Raw genomic sequence first — 18,343 nt, forward strand, 5'->3', positions numbered from 1 at the left:
AAAAAAAAACGCTCACGGGCCTGAAACGGGAGGTCGGCGCCATCTGGCTTCGCTACATCGGAATCAGGCGGTGGCGGCCGGTGCACTCCTCTTGCTCCGGTGGCCAGGTGATGGGTTCCGGTGGTTGGTGGAGTGGCGTTTCGGGATGGCGGGTCTCGGCTGCTATCGCGTCGACGAGTTGCCACACCATCACCGTTCCCGGGCCGGCGTGCGCGTGCTGACCGTTTCCGCTGCGCAGCGGGAGCAGAGCGATGATCGCGGCCAGGAGTGCAATCACGCTGAGCGCGACCAGCGCGTTGGCCGGTGTTTGCACCAGGACGAGAACCGTTGTCATCACTGCGCACCTGACCTTGTTCGCGGCTTCGAAGCTGCCGCACACGATGCATTGGGCAGCTCCGACTTCCTCCTGCTGGGTTTTCCCGGGGAGGAGCTACCGAGCGTGCTCTGGCAGGAATCGATCACGTCGACGGTGCTTACAGCAGACGCAGTAACGATTCGCGAGCACTCAATCGCGCTTGCTGGCGCGACGTCGGCCGCTCTCAGTCGCGAAGAATCATTCGAGCTGGTCAGGAAGGCTACCAGCAACCTGTGAGCCCGTCCTACAGTTGAGACATGAGCATTACCCGCACTTCTCGGCGCTTATCCGAGGTTCGCTGGCGGAAGTCGAGCCGCAGCGCCAGCAACGCCCACTGCGTCGAGGTCGCGGTGACGACAGATGTGGTCGGCGTGCGCGACACCAAGGACCGCGACGGCGGCACACTCATGTTCACACCCGAGCAGTGGGCCTCGTTCACCTCCCGCCTGCAGCAGGACTGAGGTGCCTGGTCCGGGTCCGTCACACGCCGGTTGTTCCGTCGGTGGCTTCTCGGATGAGGCCTGCGTGGCCGTTGTGGCGGGCGTACCCGTGGATCATGTGGAGCAGCACCGCTCGCAGGGGTGCCTCTGCGTTCCAGCGGGCGCTGTGCACCGTCACGTCCAGCGATTCCGCCGCCAGCTCGATGCTGCGGACGTCTCACCCGCCCGGGCTCCTCATTCAACCCGGTGAATCGCTACAGAGGTGTCGTGGTTCGTCGGTAGCTTCGCTTCGCGGCGATCGAACAGCCCGATCGGTCGTATCACGAAGGAGCGTCAAGTGGGGTCTCAGGTCAATCCGTGCATCACGTTCAACGGCAACGCGCGGCAGGCGGTGGAGTTCTACCGGGAGGTCTTCGGCGGCGAGCTGGAGTTGAGAACTGTGGCGGACTTCGGCTCACCGGACTCGCCCAACGCTGACAAGGTCATGCACTCCCGTTTGGACACTCCCGCCGGCTACACGCTGATGGCATGGGACCACCCCGATGACAGGCCCGGCCACCCGCCATATCGGCCGGGCAACAATGTCGCGATCTTCCTCGACGGCGACGACCTGGGGCTTCGCGACTACTTCGAGAAGCTGTCCGTCGGTGGCACCGTCACGCTGCCTCTGGAAAAGCAGGTGTGGGGCGACGAGGCGGGCTCGCTGGTCGACCAGTTCGGGATCAGCTGGATGTTCAACATCACCACCCGGAACCGCTGATCGGCGACCGGGTCGCCTGCCTGCGCGGCCCACGGTCCTCACCTGCGAGACCGTGTGCTGGTCACACCCCGGTTGTTCCGTCGGTGGCTTCTCGGATGAGGTCTGCGTGGCCGTTGTGGCGGGCGTATTCGTGGATCATGTGGAGCAGCACCGCTCGGAGGGACACCTCCGCGTTCCAGCGGGCGCTGTGGACCGTCACGTCCAGGGATTCCGCCGCTCGTTCGATGCGGCGGGCGTGCTCCACCTCCGCCTGCCAGGCCTTGAACGCTTCTTCGCGGTCGGCTTTGCTCGCGTCGTAGGCCTGCTGGAAGTCGCCGGTGTCCGACCAGACCAGCGGGAGGTCGTGCTCTCCGTTGATCGTCCGGCGGAACCACGCCCGCTCCACCTCCGCCATGTGCCGGACCAGGCCGAGCAGCGTCAGCGACGACGTCGGCACCGGCTGGCGGCGGAGGTCCTCATCACCCAGCCCCTCGCACTTCATCGCCAGCGTGGCGCGGTGGAAGTCCAGGTGCGCTCGCAGCATCTCGCGCTCCGAACCGTTCGTCGGCGGGCTGATCCTCTCCACAGCTCTCCTTCGGTGTTGCGGCTATCCGGCCGCGTGATGGATTTCCACCCTACGACCAGATGTTGCACCAGCTCTCCGACCACGGGCAGGCCGTGCGCAACGGCGTTCGGCACCGTTGCGCACGACGAACCCGATCAAGCCGCGGCGAGCACTGCGCGGAGGCTGGCCGCGGTGGTGGACACGTCGATGCCCACCGACCAGGCCGTTCCGGAGTTCGTCCGGTACTCCAGGTAGGTGGCCGCGCGCGCTGAGCGGCCCGGCTCGATCGACTGCTGGATCAGGTTGACGATCTCCACCTCGCGGCCGTGCTGCGCCAGCATCAGCACCAGGGCGGACACCGCTCCTTCCGCCGTCACCTCGTGGGTCGTGGTCTCGTCTTTCGTGCGCAGCGTCGCGGTGAGGCGGTCACCGGACGGCACGTGCTCGACCGACCAGCCGACCAGCTCCACCGCCGGTTCGGGGTCCTCCAGGTAGGCCGCGGAGAACAGCTTCCACAGCGTGTCCGCGTCGACCTCGGTGCCGGTCTCGTCGGTGTGCCGCTGGACCACTCGGGCGAACTCGGCCTGCAACCCGCGCGGCAGCTCCAGGCCGTGCTCGGTCCGCATCAGGTAGGCGATGCCGCCCTTGCCCGACTGGCTGTTGACCCGGATCACCGCCTCGTAGTCCCGGCCGACGTCGTGCGGATCGATCGGCAGGTACGGAACCTCCCACCGGGCCTGGGATTCCGGGACGCCGGCTTCCTTCGCCCGCACCGCGTGCCGCTGGAAGCCCTTGCGGATCGCGTCCTGGTGCGTGCCGGAGAAGGCCGTGTAGACGTACTCGCCCGCGTACGGGTGCCGCTCGTGGACGCCGATCCGGTTGCAGTGCACGACGGTGTCGTGGATCGCGTCGACGTCCGAGAAGTCGATCATCGGGTCGACGCCCTGCGAGTACAGGTTCAGCGCGAGCGTCACCAGGTCGACGTTCCCGGTCCGCTCCCCGTTGCCGAACAGGCAGCCCTCGACGCGTTGTGCGCCCGCGAGCACGGCCAGCTCGGCGCAGGCCACGCCGGTCCCCCGGTCGTTGTGCGGGTGCACCGAGAGGATCACGTCCTCGCGGCGGTCGAGGTTCTTGCTCGCGTGCTCGATCTGGTCCGCGTAGACGTTCGGCGTCGCCACCTCGACCGTCGCGGGCAGGTTGATGATGACCGGCCGCTCCGGGCAGGCGTCCCACAGGTCGATCATCGCGTTGCACACTTCGAGCGCGAAGTCCGGTTCGGTCAGGTTGAAGACCTCGGGCGAGAACTCGTACCTGATGCCGGGCCGGTCCGCGCCGCAGCGGAGCACGTCCGCACCGGCGCGGCGGATCAGCTCGCGCAGCTCGTCCCGTTCGGCGCGGAGCACGGCATCGCGCCACAGCGGCGCGGTCGGGGTGTACATGTGGACGACGACGCGGTCCAGGCCGGCGATCGATTCGAAGGTGCGCTCGATGAGATCCCGCCGGGCCGGGGTGAACACCACGACGGTGACGTCCTCGGGAACCAGCCGGGATTCGGCCAGCAGGCGGACGAAGTCGAAATCGGTCTGCGATGCCGACGGGTAGCCGACCTCGATCTCCTTGTAGCCGATGGAGACCATCAGCTCGAAGAAGCGGCGCTTGCGAGCCGGATCCATCGGTTCGGCCAGCGCCTGGTTGCCGTCGCGCAGGTCGACGGGCACCCACAGCGGGGCCTGCGTGATCCGGTTCCGCGGCCACTCCCGGTCGATCTCGGCGACCGGTACGCGGTCGAAGGCGCTCCGGTAGCGGTGGTGGGGCATTCCCGATGGGCCCTGCGGATTCCAGTGGTGGGAGGTCATCTCGCCTTCCGTGTTCGTCGGACGGGTCGCCACCGGCGCACGACTTCACCCCGCAGCAGGGGGCGCCGATGCGATCAACCCCTGCTGCGGCGGGTAAGGCCGCGAGCTCCCAACCACATGATCGGCAACGTACAATAGATCAGGTCCTCAGACAACCTGATATCTCTGGAGGCAGTCGTGTCGCTGCGCCGCTACCCGCTGTCGGAGCAGGCCACCGAGGCGATGTTGCAGCGCATCGCCGGCGGCGACTGGCCGGTGGGCGGGAAGATCCCCAGCGAGACGGCGCTGGCCGCGGAGTTCGGCGTGGGGCGCTCGACGGTCCGCGAGGCGGTGCGCGAGCTCGCGGGCCGCGGTGTGCTCGAACCGCGGCACGGCTCGGGCGTGTACGTGATCCGCACCGAAGCGGTCGAGGACTGGCCCACCACGGTCCGCAAGGCGGTGATCTCGGAGGTCGTGGAGGGGCGCATCGCGGTGGAGGTAGAAGCGGCCCGGCTGGCCGCGACCAAGCGCACCGCCGACGACCTGGTCGCGATCGAGCGGGCCATCGCACGGCGATCGGAACTCCAGGACGGCACGCCGGAGGAGTTCGTCGACGCGGACATCGCGTTCCACCGCGCGGTGGTCGACGCCGCGCACAACACGATCATCACGGGCTTGTTCGACTCGCTGACCGAGCGGGTCCGCGAAGCGATGCTGGACGTGCTGGCCCTGCTGCCGGAACCGCGTCCGGTGGACCACGCCGAGCACCACGAGATCGTCGCCGCCATCACCGGCGGCGATCCCGAAGAAGCTGCCCGGACCGCCCGAGCGCACCTAGAGCAACTGCTCGCCCACGTCGCGCCCCCGCGATCGTGAGTGCTCGAACACCGTTGCGCACGCACGCTTTTCGGCTACGGTGACCGGATGATCCTCCGCCACGTGACCATCGACTGCGCCGATCCGCACCGGCTCGCCTCGTTCTGGAGCGAGGTGACCGGCTGGCCGCTCGCCGACGGCGACGTCCCGGGCGACCCCGAGGTGCTGGTGGTGGCGCCGGAACCGCAGCCGGGCATGCTTTTCATCCGGGTTCCCGAGGGCAAGCAGGTCAAGAACCGCATCCACTTCGACTGGATGCCCACCGAGCGCAGCCGGGACGAGGAGGTGGAGCGCATCCTCGCCCTCGGCGCAACCCTGCACGAGGACCACCGGAAGCCGGATGGGCTGGGCTGGGTCACCCTGCTGGACCCGGAGTCCAACGAGTTCTGCGTGGAGCGCAGCGCCGCCGAGCGCAACGCCTGAACGCGCCCCGTTCAGGATCCGCGCGGTGAAGGGCACCGCGTTCCGGTCTTCACCGGGCGCCCTCGACCAGTGCGGCCAGCTGGGTCGCGACCGTGCCCCAGCCGTCGGCGAAGCCGAGTTCTTCGTGCCGGGCGCGGGATTCCGGGTGGCCGTGGCGGACGACGATCCGGTAGTCCGTGCCGTCCGGGTGCTCGCCGAACGTGATCGTGGCGGTCATCGCGATCGGTGCCGGGTTCGCCGGGCGCCACGAGCTGTCGACCGCGTTGGTGAACACGATCCGCTCCATTTCGTCGACCGCGAGGAAGCACGCGTCCAGGTGCGAGACGAACTCCTCGCCGCCCTCGCTCATCCGCGTCACGAACGCACCGCCGGGCCGGACGTCGAGTCGGTCCACCTGGCAGCGCATCGGCGCCGGGATCCACCACTGCGCGAGCCGGGCCGGGTCGGTCCACGCGTTCCACACGGTCGCGCGCGGGGCGCGGATGATCCGCTCCAGGCCGAGGTCGAGGTCGGGATTCACGAGTTGTCCTCCTCCGTGACGAACTGTTCGAGGCGGTCGGTGCGCTCTTCCCAGATGCGGCGCTGCTCGGCGAGCCAGTCGTCGACCAGGTCGAGCCGCTCGCGCCTGAGCACGCAGGTGCGCACCCGGCCGGACTTGACCGTGCGGATGAGCCCGTTCGATTCGAGCGTCCGCACGTGCTTCATGAACGACGGCAGGGTCATCGGGAACTCGCTCGCGAGGTCGCCGACGCTCATCGGCCCGCGCCCGAGGCGCCGCACGACGGCGCGCCGGGTCGGGTCGGCGAGCGCGACGAACACGCCGTCCAGCTGAGCCGAATACTGTGCCATGAGGCTAAGTATTGCCCGGCCGCAACACTTAGCGCAAGGGCTAAGTGTTGCGGCGGTATTTCTGCCGACGTGCCGCGCCCGCCGGAGCTGCCAGCCTGTTCGGGGCAGCACCGCATCGACCGCAGAACCCCGGAACCCGCCAACGAGCGGGTGCCTCTGCCGCTGACCGACAGCCCGGTGTTCAGCACCGGCCCGGTCCGAGCCGTCACCGACGGCCAGCGGCGCGGAGCTCCGGCCCGGAGGGGCAGGCCGGGTCGGAGCTCCACTCGCGTCACGACACGACGACCGCCACCAGCGCCAGCGCGGCGTACACCGCGGCGGCCACGCCGAGGCCGAAGCGCAGCAAGGTGTGCTCCTCGGTCTTCGCGCGATCTCCGGCCACCGCCAGCACCAGCATGATCATCGGCAGCGAGGTGAACACGGCGTGCCCCGCCGCGCTGTTCTGCACGGCCGCGAACCACTCACCGACCCCGCTGGCCGCTAGCCGCTCCTGCAGCGGCATCATCAGCGCGTTGCCACCGACGTTGGACCCGGTGATGAAACCGCTGAGCATGCCGAGAGCGGGCGCGGCCAGCACGGCGACCAGCGGTGGCGCCGCCCCGACCGCAGCGCCCAGCTCGCCGATCATCCCGCTGCCCGCCATGAGCCGACCGAGCACGACGAATCCGGCCAGCGCGAGCAGCGGCCTGCCGACGCGGGCGAGCGCAGCGCGGACGTCCGGCCCGTGCAACCGCCCCCGGTCCAGCAGCAGCGCGGCGGCGAGCAGCGGCAAGCCCGGCGAGGACAGCAGCGCGAAACTGGTCTCGCCCGCGCGCAGCTCCAGCGGCGGAACTCCGAGCGCGATCGCCGCTCGGCTGGCGGCGATACCGCCGAGCACCAGCCCGTACGCCACCAGAACCGCACGCGGCGGCAACAGCCGCCCAGCCCCGGCGCGGCCCAGCACCAGCGCGATCGCGGTGGTCAGCAGCCCGGCGACGACCCCGGCCGCCTCGACCATGCCCATCCAGTTGAGCGCGAGCAGACCGAGCGACAGCATGCCGCCTACGCCCGCCGCCACCGCAGCGGAGAGGAACCGGCGTCGCGGCCGGACCAGCAGCGTCGCCCACACGGCCACCAGCGGGAAGACCAGACTGCTGGTGATCGCCGTCGCGGTGCCGAGCGCGGCGGTGCCCACGCCCGCCAGCGCGGCGCCGATGACGGTGGCCAGGCCGAGCGTTCCCCACGGCATGATGTTCATGCCGAGCATGGCCTGCCGCAGCGCCGTCGCCGGTGGCGCGAGCGCCAGCAGGACGGGCACGGTGACCAGCAGCGACACCCCGAACCCGGTGAGCGCTTCCACCGTTGGCGCGATGCCCGCGACGACCAGGGCGATCTTCGCCGGGCCGGGCAGCGGCAGCGCCCGCACCCACTCCTGCAGCGACCGGTGCACCTCCCGCCGGGTGAGGACCTGGCTGAGGTAGACGCCGGGCAGCATCACCGCGGCGGCGTTGAGCACCAGCAGCCCCGCGCCGCCCGCGTCCGCCGTCAGGTCCGCGGGCAGCGCGAAGTCCGGCAACCACCAGATCAGGGCCACCGCCAGCACCGTCCCGGCCAGCGCCGCCCAATGCGCGGGCCTGCGCAAACCGGTGATCATCACCAACACCAGGAGCAGCGGGGAAACCGCAGCCGTCCACACCATTTCGCTCGCCTTCCGTCGTGCGCTGGGCGAAGCCTCGCGCCGCGGAGGGTCGGCGGTCTTGAACGAAAGTCCCGCTACGGGCGGATCGCGCCGGGCGTGACGCCGAAGTAGCGCTTGCAGATCCGCGTCAGGTGGGCCTGATCGGCGAATCCGGCGGCGACGGCCACGTCCGCGGGCCGCTGCCCGGCGAGCAGCAGCCGTCGAGCGCGGTTGGCGCGCAACCGGAGCAGGTAGGCGTGCGGCGGCAACCCGTACGCGCGCCGGAAAGCGGCGATGAGCGTGGTCCGCGGCATGCCCGCAGCGGCGCTGAGCTCGGCCACCGTGACCGGATCGGCCCACCGGTCGTGCAGCAGCTGCCGCGCGAGATCGGCGCCCTGACGGCTCTCCGGCCTTCCCACGGCCGACGACGGACCGGTGCGGGCGTGTCGGCGCAGCACCGCGCCCAGCCCTTCGAGCAGCAAGGATTCCGCGGTGAGCGGATCACCGGCCTGCTCCTGCGCCTGGTGAACGCGGCGCATCCGGGAGAACAGGTGCGCATCCCGCACAGCGGTTTCGGGGAACCAGACCTCCGAGGTGCCGAGGTGCTCGCGGGCCAGCTCCTCGACCATCGCGGTGTCGAAGTAGAACATCCGGTAGCGCCAACCGGATTCGGCCGCGGCGAACCCGGTGTGCACCTGCCCGGGGTTGAGGACGACCAGCTGCCCGGCCGGGATCACGACCTTCCCGCCGACCACGTGCAGCCCCTCGGCGCCCTGCTCGATGACGCCGACGGAGAGCTGCTCGTGGCTGTGCCGGTCGAAGGCGAACCGCTCGAACCGCGCGGCGAACAGCTCGACCTGCGAGCTGGCCGCCGCCGTCCACAACCGCGCTTGCTCCACCCGCCCATGCTCACAAACCCGCGAGCCGCGTCCTATGCCGCGGCTCACAGGCGGAAGCTCAGGCGGACTCCACCCGCACCACGTCCGGCACACCGGGCAGCCGCCGCGCGCCGGTCAGCAGCGCGTCCGCGGAGCGGTCGTCCAGGAGGTGGCGGCGGAAGAAGGCGACGGCGTAGCCGGTCGCGATGCGGCGCTGGGTCGCCTCGCCGAGCCGGCGGTGCTCCTGGTTCCGCCCGTCCATGCTGACGCAGTGGCCGGGACGCTCACCGGGGATCGCGTCGTCCGCCGACGCCACCTGCCCGCTCGCCGGGGACCACTGGGTGTTGAAGTAGTTGTGGTTGCCGCCGGTCAGCGTGAAGTCGTAGATCGGAACCCGGTTCCGGCCCGCGTTCCACTCGAAGTACTCACCGGTGTTGACCTGGTCGCAGGTCCCCCACAGGACCGCGAACGGCACCTCGGTGACCGGCTCGGCGTCCAGCGGCGCAGCCGGGGCGAGCGCCAGCGCCGCCTTGATCTCGACGCCGTCGGGCCACTCCCCGTGCCGCTGGTCGGAAACCTGCTGCAACGCACCGCCGCCGCCCATGGAGTGGCCGAGGGTGCCGACGCGCCGGAGGTCCAGGTGCCCTCGGAAGCGCGTCCCGAGCTCGCCCAGCAGCGGCCCGGTGCCCGCATCGAGCTGCCGCCACATCGCGAGGTGCTCGTTCAGCAGCGCGGCACGCGCCCGGTAGACGGATCCGGCCTGCCCGAACCCGGTCGCGTTGAGCCCGTTCGCGCCGGTGGAGACCACCACGAAACCCTGCCGCGCGAGCGCCCGGGCGAGGTAGTCGTAGCCGGAACTGCTGGGCAGCGCGTCGACGCCCGGCGAGCAGGGCCAAGCCCACAACCGATCGCTCGCCTCGTCGATGATCCCCTGCTGCCTGGCCTGCTCGGCCTCGTCCCCGGCTTCCCCGGCCTCGGCCAACGCGTCCTCGGCCGCCTCCAACCTGCGCTGCGCCGGAGCATCCGCGCAGGTCGCCCAGGAACCGTGCTGCATCACGATCACCGGGTGCTTCCCGCGGAGCTTCGCGGGATGGTGCACCACCGCGGCCAGCTCCGACCGGCCCTCGTACGGAGCGGGAGGCGTGAACACCTGGTCACCGAGGTCGTAGGTCGCCACCCGCACGCCCTCCTGAGCGGGAACCGCACCCGCGGCACTCGTGACCACCATCGACGCCGCCAGCACCGCGACGGCCGCCGCCCTCCGCATCCCCACCATCCGCCTCCCGGCTCGCCACCACTGCCGCCGCCCATGCTCGCGCCCGCTCGTGAAGAACCCGCGAAGATCCGGTGCGAAAGCGGTGAGGCGGCGGCACGATCCGCGAAAGCACCCGGGAAAGGCCTGCGACCTGCTTGGATGGGTTCGTCAGAAATTTTTCGGCGGATGTGTCGATTCCTGGGCACCCCGTTCGATGTCCTGACGAGAGCAAGCCGAGAACAACCCAGGAGCAACAAGATGCGCACCCTGATCACCACCGCCTTCGTCTCGCTCGACGGCGTCGTCGAGGCCCCCGGCGGAGAGGCCGGCTACCGCAACGCGGGCTGGACCTTCAACGGCATCGAGTTCGACCCGGCCGCCTTCGAGATCAAGGGGCGCGAGCAGGAGGAGGCCACCGCGCTGCTGCTGGGCCGCGTCAGCTACGAGGCGTTCTCCCCGGTGTGGCCGCAGATGACCGAGGAGTTCGCGGGCTACCTCGCGATGCCGAAGTACGTCGTGTCGACGACGATCAAGGACGAGGACCTGGTCACCAACTGGGGCGAGACGCACATCCTGCGCTCGCTCGACGACGTGGCGGCCCTCAAGGAGACCGAAGGCGGCCCGATCATCGTCAACGGCAGCGCGACGCTGAACCGCGACCTCTCCGACGCGGGCCTGATCGACCGCTACCACCTCCTGCTCTTCCCGGTGCTGCTCGGCGCGGGCAAGAAGCTCTTCAGCGATGCGGACAAGGACAAGCAGAACCTGAAGCTCGTCGAGAGCGAGTCCTACTCCAACGGAATCCAGAAGCTCGTCTACGACGTCGTCCGCTGACCGCCGCCCCCGCACATCCCGAGACGCTGTTGGCGGATTGATCAGCACGGGACGCCCCCTGCACGATCACCTGATCATGCAGGGGGCATCCGTCGTGTGGGAGGAGCCCTGAGAACGGGCTGCTGCAGGTCTCCACCACCACCGCTCACGGCACCTGGTCGATCCGGCCCGGCGGGATCAGGCGGTGAGGACGAGTTTGCCCTGGAGGTGACCGTCGTCGAGCAGCCGGTGCGCGTCGGCGACGCGCTCGAACGGGAATGTCTCCTGCACGTGGACCCGGAGCCTGCCCTGTTCGGCGAGGTCGGCGAGACCGCGCAGGGCGACTGGGTCGGGGTCGACGCCGATGCCGCTGAAGCGCATGCCTGCCGCCTCGTACTCGGCGATGAGCTCGGTGTCCTCGTCGGCGACCGCCGTCACGAGGTGCCCTCCCGGTCGGAGCACACCGAACGAGCGCGCGGCGGTGTCGCCGCCGAGGGTGTCGAGCACGACGTCGATGTCGCGGACCGTTTCGGCGAAGTCGACCTCGGTGTAGTCGATCACTTCGTCGGCGCCGAGTCCCTCGACGAACTCCCGCTTGCTCCCGCCGGCGGTCGTGATCACGTGCGCGCCGCGCGCTTTCGCGAGCTGGATCGCGATGTGGCCGACCCCGCCGCCACCGCCGTGGATCAGGACTCGGTCGCCCGCGGTCACGCCGGCGAGGTCAACGAGGCCCTGCCACGCCGTCAACCCGACGATCGGCAGCGCCGCCGCCTCCACGTGCGACAGTGACGCCGGCTTGCGCACCAGGTGCAGCGCGGGCGCCGACACGACTTCGGCGTACGCGTTGGCCGCCCGGGGGAACATCGGCATCCCGAACACCTCGTCACCGGGCCGCAACCGCCATGTCGCTGCTTCTTCGACCACGCCGCTGATGTCCCAGCCGAGGATGAACGGCGGCTCGCCGAGCAACGGGAACTCACCGGCGCGCAGGCGCGCCTCCAGCGGGTTCAGCCCGATCGCCTTGACCCGGACGAGGACCTCGGTCGGGAGCGGCCGGGGCTCGGGCGCCTCCACGACGGTGAGCACGTCGGGACCGCCGAGCGACTGCTGGGTGACGACTCGCATGACTCTCCTTGCTTCGGGGTGTGCGAACGCGTTGCCGACTTCCGCGGCTGGTGACGGCGCGACCGCCGCCACGAGGCCCGTTCACTTCGACCTACCTCGACGGTGATCGACACAGCGCAGGCGTGCCACCGGTACCCCGCCAGAAAAACCCGATAACCCGCCAAGCGCGGGCTAGGCTGAGCGCTCATGAGCGAAGTGGTCGGCAAGCCGGTGCTCTGGACCGACGATTCGGCGGTCTGCGAGCCACTGGCCCACGGCGAGCAGGTCGCCGCGCACTTCCACGACTTCGGGCAGCTCAGGTATGCCGCTTCCGGAGCGCTTGTCACCGCCACCCGGGCGGGCACCTGGGTGGCGCCGACGAGCCGCATCACCTGGGTGCCGCCTTTCCACGTGCACAGCAGCCGCTCGTACGGACAGACCGATGTCCGGTTGCTCCGGGTTCCGGCGGAACTCGCCGAGCGACTGCCGGCGGAGCCCTCGGTGTTCGTGGCCAGTGCGTTGCTGCGCGAGACCTACCTGGCGTTGCTCAGCGACCGCGAACCGGTCGACAGCCCCCGCACGAGCCTGCTGCTCGAGGTTGTCGTCTCGGAACTCGCTCGCGCCCGGCGGGAACCACTGCGCCTCCCGGAGCCGAGCGACACCCGCCTCAAGGCCGTCACCGACCTGCTGCACGCCGACCCGGCCAACCCGGCGACCCTGGCGGAGCTGGGGCGCCGGACCGGCTCGAGCGAACGAACCCTCAGCCGTCTGTTCGGCAGCGAACTGTCGATGAGCTTTCACCAGTGGCGCACCCTGCTGCGCATTCAGCGGGCACTGCTCGAACTCGGCGAAGGCGCCTCCGTCACCGACACGGCGATGCGGCTGGGCTGGGCGAACCCGAGCAGCTTCATCGATGCGTTCACCGATCTCATCGGCCAGACACCCGGCCGCTACCGCGCCACGGCGCGCGCAGCTCACGACCGGCGCCGGCGTGGCGGGTTAGCTGAAAGTGCCTCCGGCGACGATGCGGCTGACCAGTCCACATGACGCGGAGGTGCGCACCGGCGCCGAACGCGAGACCGGCTGGGACGGGTACGAGGGCCACCTGACCGAGACCTGCGAACCCGATGCCCCGCAGCTGGTCACCAACGTCGCGACCATGACCGGCACACACGGGACTGGCTGAGCGCGCTGTCGTGCTGCGGTTGACGCCGATCTCCACCAGATGCAAGGGCGAACTCAGTCGTGCACGTGGCTGGAAGAGGTGTCCTCGGGAGGCGCTGTGCGGCCGCCGTCGGCTCCGCTGATGATCACGCCGATCAGGGCGGCGATCACGCCGACGATGCCGAGGCGGCCGCTCAGGCGCAGAGCCCAGCCCGTCGATGAGCCGGTGTGGGCGCGAGGGCCGAGCAGCTTCTCCGAGCGCCGGGCCGGCCGCAGCAGGCGCACCAGGAGGAGTGCGGCGATGGGGAGCTGCAGCAACCAGATCGTGGTGCGGAACCAGCCGTCGTACCAGACGTTCGTGCCGTAGAGGAGGGTGTGCCAGACGCTCAGGACGTACACGGCGATCACGAACCGGTGCAGCACGCGCCAGGTCTTGGGGCCGATGCGGTGCCTGACGTAGAAGAGCAGGCCCAGCGGGATGGCCAGGTAGAGGGCCGCCTGCCCGATGGGGATGGCGATCTTGCCGGTGCCCGAGTCGTAGCCGCCGGGGACGAAGGTCTCCACGAAAGCCGTGGCCAGCGCGGCGAACCAGCCCGCGGTGTCGGCCCGGACCAGCTCGGCGGCGAACAGCAGCGCGTGAGCGGCGATGAGCGCGATGGTGTTCAGGCTGGTGGTGCGGTGCAGGCGTTCCAGCCGCTGGCCGGACAGCGGTGCCCAGGAGGGCCGCGGGCCGGAGAGGAGGAGTCCGAGGACGACGGTGATCCAGGCCCACAGCAGGGCGGACCAGCCGAACGCCTGGCTGAGGAAGTACATCCAGAACTTCTCCGCGTCGGCCATGAACGGCATGACGGACAGCGTCGAGGAGGTCCCGGCGAGGATGCGGGCGTAGATGAGCGCGAAGACCGCGCCGGTCACGGCCACGGCGATCAGGCCGTCGGGTATGGAGGCGCGCAGGTCGGACCGCAGGGTGGGGCGCCGCCGGCCACCGGCCCCGGCGACGCGGTCGTCGGCCGGTTCGGAGGCGGGTTGCGCTGGTGATGACGTCATCGTGCAGCCTTTTCGGTCGCTTCGGCAGGTGAGCGGGTGCGTCGCCTTGCCGGGGCACGGCGCGCCAAGACGCACTGTTGGATGAGTCGGAGCGGAGCGGCGAAAGTTCCCGCCGCAGCCGAGGTTCACGCGCCGCTGACGGCGACGACGGGGCGCACGCGGGTGGCCGCGCTCCACGCCCGGTGCTGCGCCAGCTCCGCCGTCGCGGCCTCGGCCAGCACGATTCCGGTGCAGCCGCGCTGGTCGCCCACCTGCGGCACCACGTCGCCCGGCGCTCTGGTCGGGTACCAGCGCACGTTTCCGGGAAAGGCCGCCAGCTCGTCGATCCCGTGCCAGCCCTCGAGAACACCCGGCCGGTCGGCATAGACGAGGACGAAGGCGTGCGCGGGGCCGCTGTGGTCGAGCGGGGCGTCCATGAGGCGCGGTCTGCGGCCCAGCGCCTCCTCCACCACGGCGGTGTACACGTTGGTGCCGAGCGAACGGCACATGACCTCTCCGACCAGGGCTCCGCCGATCCTGCGGTTGATCTCGACCAGTTCCGGCCCCTCGGTGGTGAGGACGAACTCCACGTGGGCGAACCCGCTGCGATGCCCCGCCGCGAGCAGGACCTCTCCGACCCACTGCTCGACGGCGTTCGACTCGGCCTGCGGCAGAGCGACCGGGAAGGCGGCGGCTTCCTCCCGCACCGCGGGCTGCCGCGACGTCTGCCTGCTGAGGACGCCGAGCAGCCGGGTGGCGCCGTTCCAGCTGAGCGTCTCCGCGCTGTAGAGCGGCCCGGCCAGGAACGCCTCCGCGAACAACTCCCCCATGAACTGCTGCTGGGCGGCTTCGCCGAGCGCGCGGCGCAGTGCTTCCTCGTCCTGGGCGATCCAGACATTGCGCGAGGAGGTGCCCGAGGAATCCTTGAGCACCGCCGGCAGACCGACCGCGCGAACCACCTCGTCGGCGCTGCCCGGGCTCGGGGCGACGCACACCGCACCGCTCCGGCTCAACCCTCGGCGGTGCAGCAGCTCACGCACCTGGGACTTGTCGCGCAGCAGCCGCACCGCGGCCGGATCCGGGCCGGGGAGCCCGAATTCGGCCGCGAGGTCAGCGGCCGGAGCGCTCCAGGTGTCGGTGGTGTTGAGCAGGCCGACCAGGTCGGGCAGGGCGGCCAGCGCGCTGCGGGTCGCCGTCTCGTCGAAGGTGTCGACGTCGACGACGGTGAGCGCGTCCTCGGGCAGGGTGCTGAGTTCGTGCCGGTAGACCGACCGGTCCGCGGTGAGCAGGCACAGCTCGTGCCCGGCTTCCGCCGCTGCTGCGGCCATGCGGCCCAGGCCGAAGGACAGGGATTCCAGGGCTGCGATGGTCATGGCCGGTCCGCCTCTCCCTTGTCCGCCTCTCCATTGTCCGCCTCTCCGCGTTTTTCAGTGGTGGTTGCGTTTGGCGTTGCTCTCACGTTCCGCGGTTTCTTGTGGCTGGGTTGCATCACGGTCCCCTGAGATGCGGTTGAGTAGGACTCCGGTTGCACGAGGGCGTCACCTCCACGGGTTCGACGCTGCCCGCGCATCGGCCGGGCCGTGCTGCCGAGGGACCGGGACGCCGTTCCCACTCCATCACCGACCAGGGCGGACGCAGCTCACCGAGGGTGCGGATGCGCCGGGGCCGGAGGGTGCGCATGTCCTGCGCCTCGGCGTGCCGCGCGAAAACCCGCTCGGCGTAGCGGTGGCCGGTGTCCGCGCCCAGGACGAGGTGCAGGCGCTCGGGATCGCGCTGCGCCTCCCAGGACGAGACCAGGTGCGCGGCCCCGGTCGACAGTCCCGCGAAGGTCGCGTGCTCCTGCAGGAGGCCGATCGCCCCGGCCATGGCGTGCCGGAAGTCCAGCCAGTGCACGGTGTCGTACAGCTCGTGCCGCACGTTCTCGAAGGGGATGGAGCTCCCGATGCCCGCGATGATCGCCTCGGGATCGCTGAAGTGCTCGCTGCCGAAGGTGACGCTGCCGAACGGCTGGATCCCCACCAGCCGCACCGCCCGCCCCGCCTCCCGCAGCGTCTGCACCAGACCGCCGGTGGACGCCCCCGTGCCGACGGCGCCGACGACGGTCAGGGGCACGTCGGGCAGTGCTCCGGTGACGAGGTCGGCGAACTCCCGGTAACCGGCGTAGTGGATGGAGTCGTGGTACTGCCGCATCCAGTGGAAGTCGGGGCGATCGGCCAGCAGCTCGCGGACGCGGCGCACGCGACGTTCCTGGTCGAGCCGGAGGTCCTGGGACGGAGGCATCTGGTCGACCGTCGCGCCCAGGACCTCCAGCTGCGCGCGCATGACCGAGTCGACGGTCGTGGACGCCACGATGTGGCAGCGCAAGCCGTAGCGGTGGCAGGCCAGGGCGAGCGCCAAGGCGTAGATGCCGCTGGAGCTGTCGATGACGGTCTGCCCCGGGACGATGCGCCCGCGGTGCAGCAGCGCGCGAACGGCGCCCAGGGCCGCGTAGACCTTCATCGTCTCGAAGCGGGCGAGCACGACGTTGCCGCCGAGCCGGATCAGGTCCGGCGTCTTCAGCGCGTCGGTGATGTGCTCGTGGACGGGTGCGGCAGTGGTGCTGGGCGGCGGATCTTGTTCCTCGTGGTGCGGTGACATCGCGTACCGGTCCTCCAGGGCTGCGAGCGCCAGGCAGTTGGCCACGAGAGGGCGGCGGCGTGCGCGCAAGGCCGCCGTCCTCGCCGGAGCGGGGGCGGACCGCGTGCGGGCCTGACGGTTCGCGTCACTTCTTGCGTCCCCGGACGATCAACCGCCGGGAGTGGTTGTCGTACGCGGAACCGTCGAAGCCGCCGAAGACCTCCACGTCCGCGAAGCCGGCGGCCGCGAAGAGGTCGTGCAGTTCAGCGGCGCTGTAGAGGTAGGACGTCAGGGAGGCCGTGCGCGCCGACGTGCCGCGCACCAGCGTCCAGTCGGTCCGAAGCCTGCGCCAGCTGTCGAAGACGACGTCCCGCTGGACCACGTACGAGCCGTCCGGCAGGTCGACCACCTGGGGCCGACCGATCCAGCCGGCCAGGACCTCCTTGCCCATGACGTCCACGAGGAGCTGCCCGTCGGGGACGAGGCTCTCCCACGCGTTGCGCAGGACCTGGAGGTTGTCGTCCGGGTCATCGAAGTACCCGAAGGACGTGAACACGTTCAGGACGACGTCGAACGCCTCGGGAGCCGTGTAGGTGAGCATGTCCGCTCGCACCAGCCGCACCTCGGCACCGGCTTCCTCGCAGGCGCTCCTCGCGCGCTCCAGCATCGGCTCGCTGAGGTCGACGCCCGTGACCTCGAAACCCCGGGCGGCCAGCGGCACCAGGAACAGGCCCGGGCCGCAGCACAGGTCGAGAACCCTTGCCCCGCGCGGAAAGTCGAGGAGAGGAGAGGTGGCCACCAGCTCGGCAGCGGACGCCGCGCGCGCCGGGGAGAACATGGTGGGCGCGAAGTCGGACCACAGCGAGTCGTCCTGGTACCACTTCAAGGCGCTCGGCCTCCCTCTCGGCAGCTCCTACCGCTCCCGTCATGTCAGTAGTCGGCCGCTTCCGACGGCTGGTTCCCGCCACTTCACGACAGCAGCGACGTGCGCGGCGCCATCGCCCCGAAAACCGGTTGATCGATGCCGCCGTGCGCGCCTACTCTCCGGTGGACCGAGTCGTCGAGCCGAAGGCGTGCCGTTGTACAGCAAGTGAGACCTCCCGAGCGCTGATTCATCGCGCGACGCGCATCCGCGTCGCGCTGATGTCTGCTGCGGAACTTCTCACTTGAAACAGGTGTACATCTGTGCTGAACAACTGGGTGGTCACGCCCACCTGCCTGCCGCTCGTCCGCCGTCGTTGCCACTCGTGCGCCTCCGAGCGCTTCCGGGCGAACGGAAAATTCCGCGTCAACGCCAACCACAAGCTCATCGACGTCTGGCTCCTCGTGCTCTGCACCGACTGCGGGGAAACGGCGAAGCTCACGATCATGGAGCGGGTGCACGTCCGCACCGTGCGAGCCGAGCTGCTGGACCGGCTGCACCACAACGATCCCGACCTGGCCGCCGAACTGCTCCAGGACCCGGTCGTGCAGCGCCGCAACCGCATCGCCCTCGACTGGGCCGGTGCCTGGCGCCTGGACACGGGCGGAACGGAACAGCCCGCGGACGACGAGGCGATAGACGTCGCCGTCCGCTTCGACGCCCGGATCCCGGTCCGGCCGGTACGACTGATCGCTGAGGGCTTCGGATTCTCCCGAGCAGAGGCCGAAAGGCTGCTCGACGAAGGAAGAATCGTCTCGGCAGTCCGGCTGAGCGGCAAGCTCACCGGCGACTTCACCTTCACGCTCAAGCGCTGAGCAACGGGCCT

22 protein-coding genes are annotated in these 18,343 nt (G+C 70.3%); 9 read left to right on the forward strand and 13 right to left on the reverse strand.

Annotated features, from left to right (window positions below):
- Positions 1-592, forward strand: a 592-nt coding sequence (locus C4T78_RS36110; protein WP_258958351.1) for a Scr1 family TA system antitoxin-like transcriptional regulator, incomplete at its 5' end; no start/stop codon positions are given.
- Between the two features lie 20 nt (positions 593-612).
- Positions 613-816 carry a DUF397 domain-containing protein gene (locus tag C4T78_RS20330; RefSeq protein ID WP_093355896.1) on the forward strand — a complete coding sequence of 68 codons (204 nt, stop codon included), beginning with the start codon at positions 613-615 and terminating at the stop codon, positions 814-816.
- Between the two features lie 19 nt (positions 817-835).
- Here C4T78_RS20330 and C4T78_RS20335 read toward each other — a convergent pair whose 3' ends face one another.
- Positions 836-1,000: a mycothiol transferase gene (locus C4T78_RS20335; RefSeq protein ID WP_093355899.1), complete on the reverse strand. Its 165-nt coding sequence runs from the start codon at positions 998-1,000 to the stop codon at positions 836-838.
- 132 nt (positions 1,001-1,132) lie between these two features.
- Between C4T78_RS20335 and C4T78_RS20340 the strand changes: the two genes are divergently transcribed.
- Positions 1,133-1,555, forward strand: a complete 423-nt coding sequence (locus C4T78_RS20340) for a VOC family protein (RefSeq protein ID WP_093355901.1) — start codon at positions 1,133-1,135, stop codon at positions 1,553-1,555.
- 61 nt (positions 1,556-1,616) lie between these two features.
- Here C4T78_RS20340 and C4T78_RS20345 read toward each other — a convergent pair whose 3' ends face one another.
- Together C4T78_RS20345 and C4T78_RS20350 are read right to left on the reverse strand one after the other, a co-directional pair.
- Complete coding sequence (locus C4T78_RS20345; protein ID WP_093356293.1) at positions 1,617-2,078, reverse strand: DinB family protein; 462 nt, start codon at positions 2,076-2,078, stop codon at positions 1,617-1,619.
- A 176-nt stretch (positions 2,079-2,254) separates the two neighbouring features.
- Positions 2,255-3,955: a 2-isopropylmalate synthase gene (locus C4T78_RS20350; protein ID WP_177247702.1), complete on the reverse strand. Its 1,701-nt coding sequence runs from the start codon at positions 3,953-3,955 to the stop codon at positions 2,255-2,257.
- 177 nt (positions 3,956-4,132) lie between these two features.
- Here C4T78_RS20350 and C4T78_RS20355 point away from each other — a divergent pair, with 177 nt between their 5' ends.
- Both C4T78_RS20355 and C4T78_RS36115 read left to right on the forward strand, forming a co-directional pair.
- The gene (locus C4T78_RS20355; RefSeq protein ID WP_235863694.1) at positions 4,133-4,810 is read left to right on the forward strand and encodes a FadR/GntR family transcriptional regulator; all 678 of its coding nucleotides are present in this window, start codon (positions 4,133-4,135) and stop codon (positions 4,808-4,810) included.
- A 48-nt stretch (positions 4,811-4,858) separates the two neighbouring features.
- Positions 4,859-5,233: a VOC family protein gene (locus C4T78_RS36115; protein WP_093355906.1), complete on the forward strand. Its 375-nt coding sequence runs from the start codon at positions 4,859-4,861 to the stop codon at positions 5,231-5,233.
- 49 nt (positions 5,234-5,282) lie between these two features.
- On the opposite strand, the gene C4T78_RS20365 is transcribed toward C4T78_RS36115, so the two are convergent.
- The 5 genes from C4T78_RS20365 to C4T78_RS20385 all read right to left on the reverse strand — a co-directional run bounded on the left by C4T78_RS20365 (position 5,283) and on the right by C4T78_RS20385 (position 9,884).
- Positions 5,283-5,753 carry an SRPBCC domain-containing protein gene (locus tag C4T78_RS20365; protein ID WP_093355908.1) on the reverse strand — a complete coding sequence of 157 codons (471 nt, stop codon included), beginning with the start codon at positions 5,751-5,753 and terminating at the stop codon, positions 5,283-5,285.
- Positions 5,750-6,082 carry an ArsR/SmtB family transcription factor gene (locus C4T78_RS20370; RefSeq protein ID WP_093355910.1) on the reverse strand — a complete coding sequence of 111 codons (333 nt, stop codon included), beginning with the start codon at positions 6,080-6,082 and terminating at the stop codon, positions 5,750-5,752. The genes C4T78_RS20365 and C4T78_RS20370 overlap by 4 nt, the downstream gene beginning before the upstream one ends.
- 271 nt (positions 6,083-6,353) lie before the next feature.
- Positions 6,354-7,760 (reverse strand): L-lactate permease, encoded by a 1,407-nt coding sequence (locus tag C4T78_RS20375; RefSeq protein ID WP_093355912.1) that lies wholly within the window; start codon positions 7,758-7,760, stop codon positions 6,354-6,356.
- Positions 7,761-7,834: 74 nt separating this feature from the next.
- Positions 7,835-8,638 (reverse strand): AraC family transcriptional regulator, encoded by an 804-nt coding sequence (locus C4T78_RS20380; RefSeq protein WP_177247703.1) that lies wholly within the window; start codon positions 8,636-8,638, stop codon positions 7,835-7,837.
- Positions 8,639-8,696: 58 nt separating this feature from the next.
- On the reverse strand, positions 8,697-9,884 hold the full coding sequence (locus C4T78_RS20385; protein WP_093355918.1) for an alpha/beta hydrolase: 1,188 nt from the start codon (positions 9,882-9,884) through the stop codon (positions 8,697-8,699).
- Between the two features lie 246 nt (positions 9,885-10,130).
- On the opposite strand from C4T78_RS20385, the gene C4T78_RS20390 reads away from it, so the two are divergent.
- Positions 10,131-10,706, forward strand: a complete 576-nt coding sequence (locus C4T78_RS20390; RefSeq protein ID WP_093355920.1) for a dihydrofolate reductase family protein — start codon at positions 10,131-10,133, stop codon at positions 10,704-10,706.
- Positions 10,707-10,883: 177 nt separating this feature from the next.
- Here the strand turns inward: C4T78_RS20390 and C4T78_RS20395 are convergent, their stop codons facing one another.
- Positions 10,884-11,810: an NADP-dependent oxidoreductase gene (locus C4T78_RS20395; protein ID WP_093355923.1), complete on the reverse strand. Its 927-nt coding sequence runs from the start codon at positions 11,808-11,810 to the stop codon at positions 10,884-10,886.
- A 186-nt stretch (positions 11,811-11,996) separates the two neighbouring features.
- Here C4T78_RS20395 and C4T78_RS20400 point away from each other — a divergent pair, with 186 nt between their 5' ends.
- Entirely contained in the window at positions 11,997-12,836 is an 840-nt protein-coding gene (locus C4T78_RS20400; RefSeq protein WP_093355925.1) for an AraC family transcriptional regulator, read from the forward strand.
- 7 nt (positions 12,837-12,843) lie between these two features.
- The gene (locus C4T78_RS37065) at positions 12,844-12,975 is read left to right on the forward strand and encodes a hypothetical protein (RefSeq protein WP_258958352.1); all 132 of its coding nucleotides are present in this window, start codon (positions 12,844-12,846) and stop codon (positions 12,973-12,975) included.
- Positions 12,976-13,028: 53 nt separating this feature from the next.
- Here the strand turns inward: C4T78_RS37065 and C4T78_RS20405 are convergent, their stop codons facing one another.
- From C4T78_RS20405 to C4T78_RS20420, 4 genes are all read right to left on the reverse strand, one after another.
- Entirely contained in the window at positions 13,029-14,000 is a 972-nt protein-coding gene (locus C4T78_RS20405; protein ID WP_093355928.1) for a ferric reductase-like transmembrane domain-containing protein, read from the reverse strand.
- A 125-nt stretch (positions 14,001-14,125) separates the two neighbouring features.
- Positions 14,126-15,352 carry an ATP-grasp domain-containing protein gene (locus C4T78_RS20410; RefSeq protein WP_093355930.1) on the reverse strand — a complete coding sequence of 409 codons (1,227 nt, stop codon included), beginning with the start codon at positions 15,350-15,352 and terminating at the stop codon, positions 14,126-14,128.
- Between the two features lie 115 nt (positions 15,353-15,467).
- Complete coding sequence (locus C4T78_RS20415; protein WP_093356296.1) at positions 15,468-16,616, reverse strand: pyridoxal-phosphate dependent enzyme; 1,149 nt, start codon at positions 16,614-16,616, stop codon at positions 15,468-15,470.
- Positions 16,617-16,740: 124 nt separating this feature from the next.
- Positions 16,741-17,481 (reverse strand): class I SAM-dependent methyltransferase, encoded by a 741-nt coding sequence (locus C4T78_RS20420; RefSeq protein WP_093355933.1) that lies wholly within the window; start codon positions 17,479-17,481, stop codon positions 16,741-16,743.
- 299 nt (positions 17,482-17,780) lie between these two features.
- Here C4T78_RS20420 and C4T78_RS20425 point away from each other — a divergent pair, with 299 nt between their 5' ends.
- On the forward strand, positions 17,781-18,332 hold the full coding sequence (locus C4T78_RS20425) for a DUF1062 domain-containing protein (protein ID WP_093355935.1): 552 nt from the start codon (positions 17,781-17,783) through the stop codon (positions 18,330-18,332).
- Positions 18,333-18,343 lie beyond the last annotated feature (11 nt).

The sequence above is a fragment of the Saccharopolyspora kobensis genome (assembly GCF_900108315.1).
In the GTDB taxonomy this organism is placed as follows: Bacteria; Actinomycetota; Actinomycetes; order Mycobacteriales; family Pseudonocardiaceae; genus Saccharopolyspora; species Saccharopolyspora kobensis.